Below are 13,984 nucleotides of genomic sequence, written 5' to 3'. Positions count from 1 at the left end.
TGGCATGCGCGGTCATTCAATGATGCAGCCTTGATGCGGATAATCCCCGCAAGGCCGAGTTCTCGGTCAACACGGGGAAGAAATGCCAATCCTGCGCCAATGGGCTGAACGTCATCCCGACAAGACCGCCGCGCTCGTCGCCTTTTCCGACCAAGCGATTACCTATGGCGAGCTCGACCGCCGCGCCAATGCCGTCACACAGCTCCTGATCTGGATGGGGCTCGCCGCCGGCGACGGCATCGCGATCATGCTCGACAACGACCCTACTTATTTCGAGCTGATCTGGGGCGCGCGACGCCACGGCGTCTATTACACGCCTGTCAGCACGCATCTGAGGCCCGAAGAGGCGGCCTATATCGTGCGCGACAGCGGCGCCAAGCTGTTCTTTGTAGCCGCGCGTTTTGCGGACGCGGTCCAGGCGCTGCTCGCCGACAATCCGCACCGGTGCGCGGTGTACGCGCCGGGCGGCGCGTTGGACGGCAGCTTTGATTACGCCGCGGAGCTCGCCCGGTTCGATCGCCTGATCGAGATTCCCGACGGGCCCGTCGGCAAGGATTTCTTCTATTCCTCAGGCACGACCGGCAGGCCCAAAGGCATCAAGCAGCCGCTGTTCGCCAATCTCCGCCAGGCCCAGGCATCCGGCGACTGGGTGCGCGACAATTTCGGCTTCGCGGAGGATACGGTCTATCTCTCTCCGGCACCGCTGTACCATGGCGCGCCGCTTCGCTTCACCATGCGCACGCTGGAGAGCGGCGGCACTGCAGTCATCATGAAGAAGTTCGTACCCGAGCAGGCGCTGGCCGCGATCGAGCATTACCGCATCACCCACAGCCAGTGGGTGCCGACGATGTTCTTCCGCCTGCTCGCGCTGCCGGACGAGATACGCGCCCGCTACGATCTCTCATCGCATCGCTGCGCGATCCACGCCGCCGCACCTTGTCCGCCCGAGCTCAAGGAGCGGATGATCGATTGGTGGGGCCCGATCGTCTGGGAATATTACGCGGGCTCGGAGCGCAACGGCGCCACCTGCATCTCGACCGCTGACTGGCTGACGCACCGCGGCTCGGTCGGGCGCGCCTGCGTCGGCACCATCCATATCCTCGACGAAGCGCAGAACGAACTTGGCCCCGGCGAGATCGGTGACGTCTATTTCGACGGCCCGCAATTCGTTTATCACAATGATCCCGAGAAGACCGCGCGCTCGCGAAACGCCAAGGGCTGGTCGACCATCGGCGATGTCGGCTATCTCGATCACGACGGCTATCTCTATCTGACCGACCGCCGCTCGCACATGATCATCTCCGGTGGCGTCAATATCTATCCCGCCGAGATCGAGAACCGCCTGGCGCTGCATCCTGATGTCGCTGATGTCGCCGTGTTCGGAATTCCCAATCCGGAATATGGCGAGGAGGTCAAGGCGGTGGTGCAGCTCAGGGAGCCGTCGAAGGCATCATCGGCGCTTGCGGACGACCTGATGGCGTTCTGCCGGGACGGCCTGTCGCATGTCAAATGCCCACGCTCGATCGATTTCGAGGCCGAGCTGCCGCGGCAGGAGAACGGCAAGCTGTTCAAGCACGTGCTGAAGCAGCGCTATCTGCAGCCGGCCTGATCAGAGATCATCAACAACGAAGACAGGAAAAGAGCATGAAGAAGCTCATGGTGGCGACCTGTGCAATCGCATGGGCAGGATTGTCGTTCTCCGCATTCGCACAGGAGAAGAACTACGGACCGGGCGTGACTGATAGCGAGGTCAAGATCGGTCAGACCATGCCCTATAGCGGCCCAGCGTCGAGCTTCGCGGCGATCGGCCGCGCGATGACCGCTTACTTCCAGAAGGTGAATGCGGAAGGCGGCGTCAATGGCCGCAAGATCAACCTGGTCTCGCTCGACGACGGTTATAGCCCGCCCAAGGCCGTCGAGCAGACCCGCCGCCTCGTCGAAAGCGAGGAGGTGCTCGCCATCGTCGGCACCTTCGGCTCGCCGACCAACTTCGCCACACAGAAATATCTGAACGCGAAGAAGGTGCCGGGCCTGTTCCTCGGTACCGGCGCCAACCGCGTCTCCGAGCCTGCGACTTATCCGTGGTCGATGGGCTGGCAGCCGAACAACCATGCCAAGGGCGTGATCTACGCCAAATATCTCCTCCAGGAGCGGCCCAATGCGAAAGTCGCGGTGCTGTTCCAGAACGACGATTTCGGCCGCGATCACCTCAAGGGCTTTCGCGACGGGCTTGACGACAAGGCCGCCACGATGATCGTCAAGGAGCTCAGCTACGAGATCGCCGAGCCGACCATCGACTCGCAGATCCTGATCCTGAAGGCCACCGGCGCCGACGTGTTCCTCGACATTTCGACGCCGAAATTCTCCGCGCAGGCGATCAAGAAGATGGCGGAGACGAAATGGGATGCGCTGCATCTTCTCAGTGACGCCGCCGGCTCGATCTCCAGCACGCTGGTGCCGGCGGGGCTGGAGAATTCCAAGGGCGTCATCACCGTCGCCTTCCGCAAGGATCCGAACGATGCGGCATGGGCCGACGATGCCGGCATGAAGGAATATCTCGCCTTCATGAAGCAATACATGCCCGAAGCCAACCCGTCCGAGACCTATCACGTGTTCGGCTATGCGACGGCGCAGACCTTCGTTCACGTCTTGAAGAATTGCGGCGACGACCTGACACGCGAGAACCTGATGAAGCAGGCGACCAGCATCAAGGATCTCGTCCTCCCGATCATGCTCCCGGGCATCAAGCTCAACACCACCCCGACGCGCTACACGCCGATGAGCCAGGAACAACTGATGCAGTTCGACGGCGTGAAATGGAAGCCGGTCGGCGAGGTGATCGACGCGGAGAAGTGAGGCTTGCGACCACCTCTCCCCGCTCTTGCGGGGAGAGGTCGGAATTCAAGCAAAGCTTGAATTCCGGGTGAGGGGGCTCTCCACGCATGTATCTCTCGCCGTATTCGCGGAGACAGCCCCTCACCCCAACCCTCTCCCCGTAAGAACGGGGAGAGGGGGAACAGACGCCGTTGCCCGCTTCGGCCCAGGCTCGTCGCGCGCTATTCACACTCGCGCAGCACTTCGCGCGCGATGGTCATCTTCATCACTTCGGTGGTGCCTTCCGCAACCTGTGCGATGCGGCTCTGGAAATAGAGCTGGCCGAAGCGGTTTTCCCTGAGCACGCCGAGCCCGCCATGGATCTGGATGGCGCGGTCGATGACCCGGCAGGCCGCGAGCGGGGCGAAACATTTCACCATCGCGGCTTCCTTGCGCGCATCGAGGCCGCGATCGAGCATCCAGGCGGTCTTGTAGACCATCAGCCGCGACTGCTCGAGATCCATCTCCGATTCCGCGAGCATCCATTGAATGGCCTGCCGTTCCGCAAGCGGCTTGCCGAACGTCTCGCGCTCGCGCGCCCGTTTTGCGGCCTGCGTCTGCGCCCAGCGCGCGGTGCCGGTCAGGCGCGCGCCGATCACGGTGCGGTTGCGGTTGAGCTGGTCCATCATGTAGCGGAAGCCCATGCCTTCCGCACCGAGCATGTTCTTCGCCGGGACGACGCAATCCTTGTACTGGTAGTCGCAGCTCCGGCCGAGATAGGTGCCGGGCGCCATGGTCTCATATTCGCGCAGCACCGACACGCCGGGATTGGGATAGTCGACCAGGAACAGGCTGATCCCTTCATAGCCCCTGCTCGGATCGGTCACGGCATAGCAGAGCAGATATTTGGGCGTGATGCCCGGATGGTTCGGCGGCGGCGCCCAGCGCTTGATGCCGTTGATGATGTAATTGTCGCCGTCGCGAACGGCGGTGGTCGTTATCCCGGCCGCGTCGGAGCCCGCTCCCGGCTCCGAGATGTTGATGTGGTAGAACTTGTCCTCTTTGAGGATAGGATAGAGGTACGCTTCCTTCTGCCAATCCGGCGCGACGTAAAGCGCGGGATGCGGATCGAGAAAGCCCGACCAGGTCGCGAGCAGGCCATGCATCACGGGCGACTTAACGATCTCCTCGTAGACCAGGCACTTCGCAATCGTCCCGAGCCCCTGCCCGCCAGCTTCCTTCGGCACCGCCAATCCCCTGAAACCGTATTCACGGAATTTCTGCACCACGCCCATGAAGATGTCGCGTGGCACGGCGTAGTCGTCCACGCCCCAACTATCCTCGAGCGGGCGGCAGACTTCCTCCACGAACGCGGCGGCCCGAGCCTTGATGTCGCGTTGTTCCCTGGACAGTTCAAAATCCACGACAATCTCCCAAGCCTTGTTTGCAAGACCGGAGACTAGGTCGGCGGCGTCAGCGCGATTATGGCTTGGAGAGCCAATCTGGTTGGCTGATTGCATCAGGCCAGGAGACCTTGCCAGCTTCGTCCTTCGCGTCCCTCGATCAGGCCGCGTTGTTTGGAAAGCGCGCCTGACGCCGCTGTCGCGATGTACCATCCGGAGGTTTCGATCGTGCAGGTCGACCAGGTCCATGGCGGCACCACGATCGCCCGAGGGGCAGAGGCGATCCGCCAGACCATGGCCGCCTATATCGGCCTGAACCCGCACATGGACGTCATCACCCACCACACCACCGTCGCCGGCGATTTCGCCATGACCAGATCGCAGTGGCTGATCCGCGGCGTCGGCAAGGACGGCAGGGCCATCAATGTGCATCATCACGGCATGGAGGTGCACCGCGGGCTGCCCGACGGCGCCTGGGCGTTCTTCATCGATCATCCCTTCGGCGTCGATCCATCCTGGGCCATCCCAGCCCCGCCGCCGACGGAATAGAGCATGATCCGGAAAAGTGGAAACCGGTTTTCCGAAAAGATCATGCTCAAACAAAGAGATGAGATCATGATCCGATTCCGTCTAATCGGATCATGATCTAGCGCGGAACTCGCGAAACAGGTCGGCATCTCCCCAGTTGCTCAGTCCTCTCGGGCTGGGCAAGCGCAGGTCGATGCTCCACGGTTGGCCTGAACCGGCGGGCATGGCACGGTCCCATAGGAACAGAAAACGCAGCAATCGCTTGGCTTGGGCTTCAGGTGAGCACCGCATGCCTTGCAATCGTAGAAGAACCTGCAGGCATCCAGCGGCATGATTTCCATCTGACGATGCCCGCAATGTGGGCATGTGATGATGGATTGCAGAATAAGTGAATTGTCCTGCATCGCCGCATCCCGCCAGAGGTAGTCTCGAAATCAGCGCCAGCAGTATAGCGCCGATTTGGCTTCCACGGGACGAAAACGAGATTGCGGATGACGCGGGAAGGGACGGCGCGCCACAAGGCCGCGCTTCTCGCGAGCAGAATCCGATCAATTAGATTTCGTCTAATCGGAGCGATGACGTCCGGGTCGTCGTCCACGTGGCGGGTTCCCGTGGCGACAACTTCTAAGCGTCACCTTTTCCGGCCGCAATGGACGATGCTTGATCTTGGCGCGGCGGGATTCATGATCGCGCCTTCCGATGGCTCCAGGTCACGAGCGAAAGTAACATTGCGGCAAAATTATCTAATGATTGATCAAAACCAATTGCTTCAATGATTTCAAAACAAATGGTCGCTCTGCGTACTAACTACTCTCGGCGCAAGCTTGATTGCATTTCTGCATTTTGCCAACGTCACGACGAGCGACTCACATCGCTTCTACAAAAGAACGGCAAATTTTTGGAGCGCTCAACATGGGAACGGGCGCTCCGATGCAATTGAGCTAGCCGTTCTGTATTCGAGGTGACCACCTATGTCTTAGGGGCACCTTCACGATTGCGTGCGTGTGCGTTTGTGGCGTCTCGTCGAGTCTGAACCTCAAGAACCTAAATCCACGACGCGCTGAGCTCACGCCACAACAGGCTGAATCTGCAAGTGACTCATCCGGAAAGAACGAACTGCCTGCGCAGGGCATTTTCTGCGACCAACGTGGGCTTGGCCGTTTCTCAGCTAGAAATTGCGCGCTGTCACTCGATGGTCCGTTGGTTCTGGGCTGGGAGGCTGCTGGACCGGACAAGCCTTGTTGCTTCGTGCAACGACCGCACGGCAGCGTTTCGATCATTGCTGGCGAGATGTGTATTGGTTCTATCCGGCTACGCCCACGCCAGTTGCAGCAGCATGTGCCCGCGCTATCAGCATCACCACCGGCACACGCCGAACGAAAAACTCCTTACAAAAAGTTTCAACAGGCCTGGCGAATGGGGGCAAATACCGCATGTACGTGATCATTGATGATCGAGAGAACGTTGCAACCGGCTACATCGGCGGCTTCGATCGTGAAGGCATTTCTTCTGTTGGATTTTCGCCAACGGAGTTCTTGGAGTGGCTGGAATCTGCGGGCGACGATGAGCTGTCGGCCATTGACGCTTTTCTTCTTGGAGATTGTGATACTCGCGCCACCTTGCCCCGCACTGTCCGCAAGCGCTGCCGTGCGCCGATCATCGCGCTCAGCAACCAGAGAATGCTTAAGCACACGGTTGAGCTCTTTGAAGCTGGCGTGGATGATGTCGTCCATATTCCAGTCCACCCACGCGAGATCCTGGCAAGAACTGCCGCGATCTCCCGCCGCAGTCTCGGAATATCGGTCCATGGCAGGCAAAGTGCGATTCGGGTCTTCTTTGACGGGAGAGATCCGGAAATTGGAGGAGCCGTCATGATGCTGCCGCGTCGCGAGCTCCGTATCCTGGAACACATGGTTGGTCAGCAAGGGAAATGGCTGACCAAAACGCAGATCTTCAATGCGGTTTATGGGATCTTTGAGGAAACGTTCGATGAAAACGTGATCGAAAGTCACGTAAGCAAACTGCGCAAGAAGCTGCGCGACCGTCTCGGCTACGACCCGATCGTCTCCAGGCGGTATATCGGCTACCGTCTCGATACCTCAACAGGAACGTCCGAAGATGATGCGACGCGAGATCTCCAAAACCTTGGCATCCTGGCCAAGCAAGCGCCATCGAGACTACGACCTATCTTCACTTGAGAGAGCGAGATCATCATTCAGGACAGGTAACGCCACGAAAGTAGCGGTATGACCAACGACCGCGTGGTGTCTGCGCAGATTTGGTAACGAGCTAGCGCAAGCCCTGCCCGTCACCGCAGCACGCGCAGACATCCCATACTGAACGGCGGGTTTGCGCGACGCGCAGGTCCGCCGCTTATCGCGTACTGCTTCGAAAATGCATCCGTAGAACAGCACGATTTGTCCGATCTCGCGCGAATCCTCTGGAGACGCTCCGTAACGTGAACATCATTCTTCAAATGCTCCCCGAACCTTTCGGCTTGTGACAGCGACAATGTCGTTGTCGCTGACGATCCAGATTGCGTTGCTGCGGTGTGTAGTCTGGTCCAATCGGCGGATGATTAATGAAGTCAGTGTTGCTTGCCAGGGAATTCAAACGATCAGCAGACAATTTCTTAATGGCCGACGCATTAGTGGGGCGGAAAGACATGCAGTTGAGTTGAGCCTCGAACCAAAGCGACTAGCGAATCAGGACGCTAATGAGGTGCGCACCGCGAAACTGCTCGCAAATTCTTTGAGTTGGGTCGATCATGACGTTAGCACGCGAGACGGTTGAATTATTGGTTCAGACGGCGAGGATTTGGCACTTCGAAGGTAGTCGGCACGGGCTGCGCGATCGCGAATGGATGGCCCTGCGTTTTCTTGCTCGCGCGAACCAGTTCTCACGGACTCCGTCGGCATTGGCCACTTTTGTCGGCACCACCAGGGGCACCGCATCTCAAATCGTCAAGGTTCTCGAGAGAAAGGGATTCTTGGTACGCAAACCTGCTGCGGAAGACAAACGCTCGGTGATCCTGTATGTGACCGCGCAGGGTGAGAAATTTCTCGGGCATGATCCGGTCAATGTTCTCGTCAAGGCGATAGCCGTACTCAGCGTCGATCGCCAGACCAGCTCTCGCGATGCGCTCCGCCAGGTGCTCGACTGGTTGGATATTACCCAGCAACGACATCATGCGGACATTTGCAGGGAGTGCACGTTCTTGACGGAGAATAGTGCCGACGGCGCGACAGGCAACGCCTGCCCACAATTCACATGTCGCTTCTTTCGCGCAGCGATTACAGCGGACGAGACTGCGCTATTGTGCGCGACCTTCGAACGCGGCCGGCGATAGATTCATCTGACGTTGGCGGAGAGAGCCAACGAAGAGCGCCGCAGCCTCGAGCTGCCGCCAGACGATGCTTGGAATGCAAACAATTTTAGTCATCTATGAGGCAGCTCGAATCAACAATCTTCATTGCCCGCATGTTAGCTCGTCACCATCAACTCCTCGCCGCCAAAGGCGAACGTGCCGACGAGACCCATGATCATGACGACGTTCTATTCGTTAATCAATGAAGTGCAAAATACAACGACATCCGGGTCGACGAAACGGCAGCTAAGGGCTCTCACCCGCATAACAGACTTGTTCCTTGCCGGGTCTGGTCGCTACTCCAAGCAGCAGATCAAACTGTTTGACGAGATATTCAAAACCCTCGTTGCCGTGATCGAGTTGAAGACCCGCGTCAGGCTGGCTCGGCATCTCGCGGCTGACTCGAATGCGCCGGCAACGTTGGTCAGAGCACTTGCATCGGATGATGCTGTTGCCGTGGCGGCTCCGGTTCTCAGTCAGTCGGATGCCCTTAGCGAGTCCGATCTTGTTGCCTGCGCCAGCACCCAAAGTCAGGGCCACCTTCACGCAATCGCGCAACGTCGAACAATCAGCGAGGCGATCACGGAGTTACTGATTCTGCGCGGCGAAGCCGGCGTGGTCCATGCGGTTGCGAGCAACCCGGGCGCCCGCTTTTCGGATGGCAGCTTCAGCGAGCTTGTCGCTCGATCGAGCGAAGATACCCAGCTCGCGCTCCATGTCGGGACGCGGCATGACATCCCCAGACATCACTTCCTGAAACTTATGGAAACTGCCTCTGCTTCCGTGCGCAGCAAGATCGCCGCCGCAAACCCGCAATTTTCCGACGCCGTGCATGATGCTGTGACGGAGGTCATCGACGACATAAATCTGGAGGTCCGCAATCAGTCTCCGGATCACGCGAGGGCAAAGAAGAAGGTAAAGCGCCGCAAATACTGGAAGGAGCTCGGAGAAGCGGATGTTCACGCCGCCGCCCGAGCGCAGGATTTTGAAACAGCGGTCATGGCGTTGTCCGTCCTTGCAACCTGTCCCATCGAATTGGTCGAACGGGCAGTTCTCAATGACAATCCTGGTACCGTGCAACTTGTCGCAAAAGCCGGCGGATGTTCCTGGGCAACGGCCAAGGCTTTGCTGCTGATGAGAGTAGCGGACCGCAGGCTAAGCAAGATCGATCTTGATCAAGCGCGGGACAGCTTCGAGCGGCTTGAACTCCGAACGGCGAGACGTGTGCTTGAGTTCTACAAGGCACGCCGTGACGCGCGCACAAGCGAAAGCCATCCGATCGCGCCGAGCGAATCCGCGCCCCTGGCGGTCGCAATGATATAAGTCCGCTAGAGCGTGATGACTTTTCTTCGAATCGTCATCCCGCTCTAGCTCTTTGTTTGAGCATGATCTTTTTCGGAAAACCGGTCTCCACTTTTCCGGATCATGCTCTAGAACAGGCGCCCGCCATTCGGAACTGGCCGCTCAGGCGCAACGAGCACCACGCGGCCTTGTTCATCGGGAAAGCCCAGCGTCAGCACTTCCGACTGGAACGGGCCGATCCTGCGCGGCAGCAGATTGACCACGCAAGCCACCTGCCGACCAATCAATGACTCAGGGGAATAAAGGTCGGTAAGCTGCGCGCTGGACCGCTTCGTTCCAACCTCGGGGCCGAGATCAATCGTCAGTTTCCACGCCGACTTCCGCGCTTCCGGAAAATCAGCCACGTCAACGATCGTGCCAACCCTGATGTCGATGGCCAGGAACTCGTCGATCCCGATCGTTTGCGTCATGTAAAGCTCGCGCGGCAAGGGTGTTTCCCGCGCGCATCCCGCAAGGGGGTCCCAGTCGTTCCCGTTGATGGCGGAGAGGGAGGGATTCGAACCCCCGATAGGCTTGCACCTATGCCGCATTTCGAGTGCGGTGCATTCAACCACTCTGCCACCTCTCCCGGTGCCAAAAAGGTGATTCCTCACCCTCGCGGTCGGGGCGTGTTCTAGGCGAGGATGCCGGGGGTGACAAGGCGCCGGGAGAAGATTTCCGCACCGCCGAAACCGGCCGAAGGAGGGCGAAATGGAGCATTTGACGGTGAAAGCCAATGGGGCGGCGTTCCATGTCGCCCGGATCGGGGCCGGAAAGCCCCTGCTGTTGCTGCATGGCTGGCCGGAATTCTGGCTGACCTGGGAGCCGGTCATGGCGCGGCTTGCCAACCGTTTTGCGCTGACCGCCCCCGACCTGCGCGGCTTCGGCGACAGCGACAAGCCGGACGGCCCGTACGGGCCGGAGCAGCATGCGGACGACATGCTGGCGCTGATGGATGCGCTCGGGATCGAGCGGGCCGGCGTGGTCGGCCATGATGTCGGCGGCGCCGTGATGCAGCCTTTGGCACGCAAGGCGCCTGCGCGGATCGCGGGGCTGTTCTTGTTCGATTTCGTCTATCCCGGCATTGGGCCGCGAATGGCGGCGCCGGATAGGCTGAACCACATCTGGTATCAGTCATTCCACCAGATGGAGATGGCGCCAAAACTCGTCGGCGCGACGCGCGAGAGCTGCCGCCTCTATATCGGGCATTTCCTGAAAAACTGGTCGCATCGCCAGGATGCGTTCGACGATGTGGTGGACGCCTTCACCGACAACTTCCTGAAAGCGGGCAATCTCGCCGGCGGCTTCGCGCATTATCGCGCCGCGCACGCCGCGCGCGTCAAGATGATGCAGGGCGAGGCACCCTCATTGCCTGCGATCACCGTGCCGACCTGCATCCGCTGGGCCGAGCACGATCCGCTGTTTCCCTATGCCTGGACCGACCGGCTCGGCGCGACCTTCACTGAGCTCGATCTGAAAATGTTCGAAGGCGTCGGACATTTTCCGCATCGCGAAGCCCCTGATCGCGCAAGCCTTGAGATCTCCACGTTCTTTTCGCGCATCGGATGGATCTGAAGCGGGAGAATCAGGTTAGAAAGAGTGGGTGGGACCGCCAGACGCGACAAAAATAACTGGCGGTCCCGTGCCGCCTCATCAAAATGCTGGCCGGGGAAGTGCGGCTTCGCCGGTCAGCGGAGCGACGCCGCCACCGTAGCAATGGGCGCGGAAACAGCCAACGCAATGTCGGCCTTAACCTAACCTTTAAACCTTACTGCACCCGGATTTCCGGAAATTCGCCCGTAAACCTACGGAAAGATGACGGCGGTGTAACGGGAAGCTGCGGAAACTGTAGAGTGGGCAAAGGCGTTCTTGCGCCGTGCCCACCATCCAGCGTCGCGCTCGCGATGGTGGTCACGCTTCGCTTCGCTTTGCCCACCCTATGCATCTGCCCATCGTCACGCGCTCTTCTTCGCTTTCTTCTCGCCGTTGTCCTTGTCGTCCTTCTCGCCATTCTTGGCGCCTCTGCCGTTCTCCTTGCGGCGGTTGGTGAAGCGCGCATTGCCGAGGCCGGTGCCGATCGTCAGCACGCCCCATCGCTCGACGTCCTGCATGAAGGGGACTTCGGAAAGCCCTTGCACCACGCCGTCATTATGCATGACGATCGCGGTGTCGTGGTCGCCGATCGCTGGGATCGCCTCGACCAGGCTTGCCGGCAGGTTGAACTTGCTGCTCTCCCAATTGCCCGGCAGGTTCTGCGCGCCCTTCTCGATCGAGCCGTCCTCGTCGATCACGCCGGGACAGGCGATGCCGATGAAGGGCGCGAGCTTCAGCCCATCGGTTTCGGCTTCCGCGATGAGGTCCTGCAGCATTTCGACGAGATGCTCCACCGCGGCTTCCCGCGTCGGGGTTTCATCGGCATGGCGCCAAAGCTCGGATTTCCAGACCGTGGCCTTGGAGAGGTCCGGCGCCTTCTTCCAGCGCGTCTCGACCACGCCGCAGCGGATGTTGGTGCCGCCGATGTCGACCGCCAGGATGCTGTCATGAGCTTCGAAGATCCATGAAGGCGCCAGATGCAGGCAGCCGATCAGCCCGGCTTCGTCGGGGTGATGGCGGATCGGCTGAAGATCAACCTTGAACTTCTCGTCCTTGAGGATGATCTCGGTGCGCGCGATCGCAAGCTCGCCAAGCCTGGAGTCACGGAAGCCGCCGCCGACCACGATGCGCTCGGTCTTGGCCCAGGCCTTGGTCTTGAGGAAACGCCGCGTCACATAGGCAAGTTCCAGCGCGAACTCCTCGATCGCGCTGTGGACCACGGCGGAGGCCTCGGTGTCGTCGCCGATCAGCATCGCATCCAGCGTCTTCTTGTTGACCTGTTCGGAGGGCTCGTCGCCGAACGGGTCCTCACCGGTTTTGCGCAACGGCTTGCGCCAGCGGTCGAGAATCTTGCGGAACGCGCTCTTGCTGGCGCGGTCGCCGAGGAAACCCTCGTCGTCCTTCAGTTCGATGTTGAAGCTGTCGACGTCGACCGACGGCAAACGCGTCGCGCCGTGGCGGGCGATCCCCGTTGTCAATACCAGTTCGTCGGCCATGAAATCCTTGCCCCGGTTGGAACCCGGGGATAACGGCCTGAAACGGGTTTGGTTGCGCCCAAGCTCGCGGCAGATTTAGGCCGCAAGCCGCAAAATCCTGACGACGTCGGCCGGCTCGCGGATCGGCTGCGGATTCGAGCGGGTGAAGATCGACAGCATCGCATTCTTGCCGATCAGCTCGAAGCGGTCCTCGCCCACCCCGACATCGGCCAGGCGCCGCGGCAGGCCGAGCTTTGCGATGAAGGCGGCGAAGGCCTCGCCGGCATCGAGCTCGGGCGCGCCGAGCGCGGCTGCGATCGATTTCTGCGCCTGCTCGGTCGCGGGACGATTGTAGCGCAGCACGCTCGGCATCATCACCGCCGTGCAGAAATAATGCGGCACATCGCAGGTGCCGCCGAGCACGTGGCCGATCGCGTGACTCGCGCCCATCGGCACCCGCGCCTGCAGACCGAACGCCGACATCCAGGAGCCCAACTGGCAATTGGTGCGCGCCGCTTCGTCGTTCGGATTCTCCTTGGTGCGTGAGAGGCCGTCATGGAGATAGCGCAGGCCCTGCAGGCAGACGGCATCGACCAGCGCATTGCCGCGGATCGAGCAGATCGCCTCGATACCGTGGTCCATCGCGCGGGTGCCGGAGCCAAGCCATAGCTTCTCCGGCGTGTAGCGCGTGATGGCGGGATCGAGGACGATGGTGCGCGGCATCATCATCGGGTGATTGAATATCTGCTTCAGCTTGCGGCGCGTATCGGTCACCAGGGTGCCGGAATTGTACTCGCCGCCGGACAGCGTGCTCGGAATCGCGATCATCCGCACCTTCGGCGTGCGGAACGGGCCGAAGCGGCGCTCGGGCGTGGTCTCGAAACCATCGAGCCCAGAAGGATCGAAGATCTCGTGCTCCATGCACATCAGCACGATCTTGGCGGCATCCACCACCGAACCGCCGCCGATCGCAACCACGAGATCGGCGCCCGCTTCCTTGGCTTGCTTTGCGGTCTGCACCACGACATCGCGCGTGGTGTGCTGCGGGATGCCGTCGAAGGTCGACGCATATCGATTGCCGAGGGCTGTGCGGATCTTCTCGATCTCGTCGGTTGTGGTGTTGAGCGTACGACTCACAATCAAATAGACGCGCTTGGCGCCGAGCCGCTCGGCCTCCTCGCGCAGCGCTTCAGCCGCGGGCTTGCCATAGATGACGAAATCCATCGAAGGATATTGATAGCTGCCCGCGCTGTGCATGTTCGGCTCCCTTGATCTGGCATGTAACCGACGTCAGGCCTAGAACTTGGTGAAATCAGGCGGCCTGCGCTCGGCGAAGGCTGCAAAGGCCTCGCGTGCTTCCGGCGTCTTCAGCCGCTCCTTGAACAGGCTGCCTTCCTCGGCCATCCGCGCCGCGATCCGCTCATGGTCGCGCATCAACTGCTTGGTGAGGCTGAGCGAACCGG

12 protein-coding genes, 1 tRNA gene and 1 pseudogene are annotated in these 13,984 nt (G+C 60.5%); 7 read left to right on the top strand and 7 right to left on the bottom strand.

Going from position 1 to position 13,984, the window contains the following annotated elements:
• Positions 1 to 82 precede the first annotated feature (82 nt).
• Together CWO89_RS11605 and CWO89_RS11600 are read left to right on the top strand one after the other, a co-directional pair.
• Complete coding sequence (locus CWO89_RS11605; protein WP_130578747.1) at positions 83 to 1,609, top strand: acyl-CoA synthetase; 1,527 nt, start codon at positions 83 to 85, stop codon at positions 1,607 to 1,609.
• Positions 1,610 to 1,644: 35 nt separating this feature from the next.
• A complete protein-coding gene (locus CWO89_RS11600) occupies positions 1,645 to 2,856 on the top strand; it encodes an ABC transporter substrate-binding protein (RefSeq protein WP_130578746.1) in 1,212 nt (403 codons plus the stop codon).
• A 200-nt stretch (positions 2,857 to 3,056) separates the two neighbouring features.
• Here CWO89_RS11600 and CWO89_RS11595 read toward each other — a convergent pair whose 3' ends face one another.
• Positions 3,057 to 4,238, bottom strand: a complete 1,182-nt coding sequence (locus CWO89_RS11595; protein ID WP_165421108.1) for an acyl-CoA dehydrogenase family protein — start codon at positions 4,236 to 4,238, stop codon at positions 3,057 to 3,059.
• 153 nt (positions 4,239 to 4,391) lie between these two features.
• On the opposite strand from CWO89_RS11595, the gene CWO89_RS11590 reads away from it, so the two are divergent.
• Positions 4,392 to 4,766, top strand: coding sequence for a YybH family protein (locus CWO89_RS11590; RefSeq protein WP_165421107.1), 375 nt, complete (start codon positions 4,392 to 4,394; stop codon positions 4,764 to 4,766).
• Between the two features lie 140 nt (positions 4,767 to 4,906).
• On the opposite strand, the gene CWO89_RS47775 is transcribed toward CWO89_RS11590, so the two are convergent.
• Positions 4,907 to 5,149 (bottom strand): GDCCVxC domain-containing (seleno)protein, encoded by a 243-nt coding sequence (locus CWO89_RS47775; RefSeq protein ID WP_130578743.1) that lies wholly within the window; start codon positions 5,147 to 5,149, stop codon positions 4,907 to 4,909.
• A 1,029-nt stretch (positions 5,150 to 6,178) separates the two neighbouring features.
• Between CWO89_RS47775 and CWO89_RS11580 the strand changes: the two genes are divergently transcribed.
• The 3 genes from CWO89_RS11580 (at position 6,179) to CWO89_RS11570 (ending at position 9,435) form a co-directional block, all read left to right on the top strand.
• Complete coding sequence (locus CWO89_RS11580) at positions 6,179 to 6,943, top strand: response regulator transcription factor (protein ID WP_130578770.1); 765 nt, start codon at positions 6,179 to 6,181, stop codon at positions 6,941 to 6,943.
• Positions 6,944 to 7,512: 569 nt separating this feature from the next.
• The gene (locus tag CWO89_RS11575; RefSeq protein ID WP_130578742.1) at positions 7,513 to 8,094 is read left to right on the top strand and encodes a MarR family winged helix-turn-helix transcriptional regulator; all 582 of its coding nucleotides are present in this window, start codon (positions 7,513 to 7,515) and stop codon (positions 8,092 to 8,094) included.
• A 195-nt stretch (positions 8,095 to 8,289) separates the two neighbouring features.
• Positions 8,290 to 9,435 carry a DUF2336 domain-containing protein gene (locus CWO89_RS11570; protein ID WP_165421106.1) on the top strand — a complete coding sequence of 382 codons (1,146 nt, stop codon included), beginning with the start codon at positions 8,290 to 8,292 and terminating at the stop codon, positions 9,433 to 9,435.
• 107 nt (positions 9,436 to 9,542) lie between these two features.
• On the opposite strand, the gene CWO89_RS11565 is transcribed toward CWO89_RS11570, so the two are convergent.
• Both CWO89_RS11565 and CWO89_RS11560 read right to left on the bottom strand, forming a co-directional pair.
• Positions 9,543 to 9,884, bottom strand: a complete 342-nt coding sequence (locus CWO89_RS11565) for a tRNA-binding protein (protein ID WP_130578769.1) — start codon at positions 9,882 to 9,884, stop codon at positions 9,543 to 9,545.
• A 68-nt stretch (positions 9,885 to 9,952) separates the two neighbouring features.
• Positions 9,953 to 10,042 (bottom strand) — tRNA-Ser (locus tag CWO89_RS11560).
• Between the two features lie 122 nt (positions 10,043 to 10,164).
• Here CWO89_RS11560 and CWO89_RS11555 point away from each other — a divergent pair.
• Entirely contained in the window at positions 10,165 to 11,028 is an 864-nt protein-coding gene (locus CWO89_RS11555; protein ID WP_130578740.1) for an alpha/beta fold hydrolase, read from the top strand.
• Between the two features lie 380 nt (positions 11,029 to 11,408).
• Here CWO89_RS11555 and CWO89_RS11550 read toward each other — a convergent pair whose 3' ends face one another.
• The 3 genes and pseudogenes from CWO89_RS11550 to CWO89_RS49100 all read right to left on the bottom strand — a co-directional run.
• Positions 11,409 to 12,542 (bottom strand): ROK family protein, encoded by a 1,134-nt coding sequence (locus CWO89_RS11550; protein WP_130578739.1) that lies wholly within the window; start codon positions 12,540 to 12,542, stop codon positions 11,409 to 11,411.
• 75 nt (positions 12,543 to 12,617) lie between these two features.
• Complete coding sequence (locus CWO89_RS11545) at positions 12,618 to 13,778, bottom strand: iron-containing alcohol dehydrogenase (RefSeq protein ID WP_130578738.1); 1,161 nt, start codon at positions 13,776 to 13,778, stop codon at positions 12,618 to 12,620.
• 39 nt (positions 13,779 to 13,817) lie between these two features.
• Positions 13,818 to 13,984, bottom strand: a pseudogene (locus CWO89_RS49100) (enoyl-CoA hydratase); the annotation flags it as partial.

Source organism: Bradyrhizobium sp. Leo170, assembly GCF_004296405.1.
Lineage (GTDB): Bacteria > Pseudomonadota > Alphaproteobacteria > Rhizobiales > Xanthobacteraceae > Bradyrhizobium.
The sequence above is the reverse complement of the archived record's forward strand: the minus strand, read 5'-3'. Positions and strand labels throughout refer to the sequence as shown.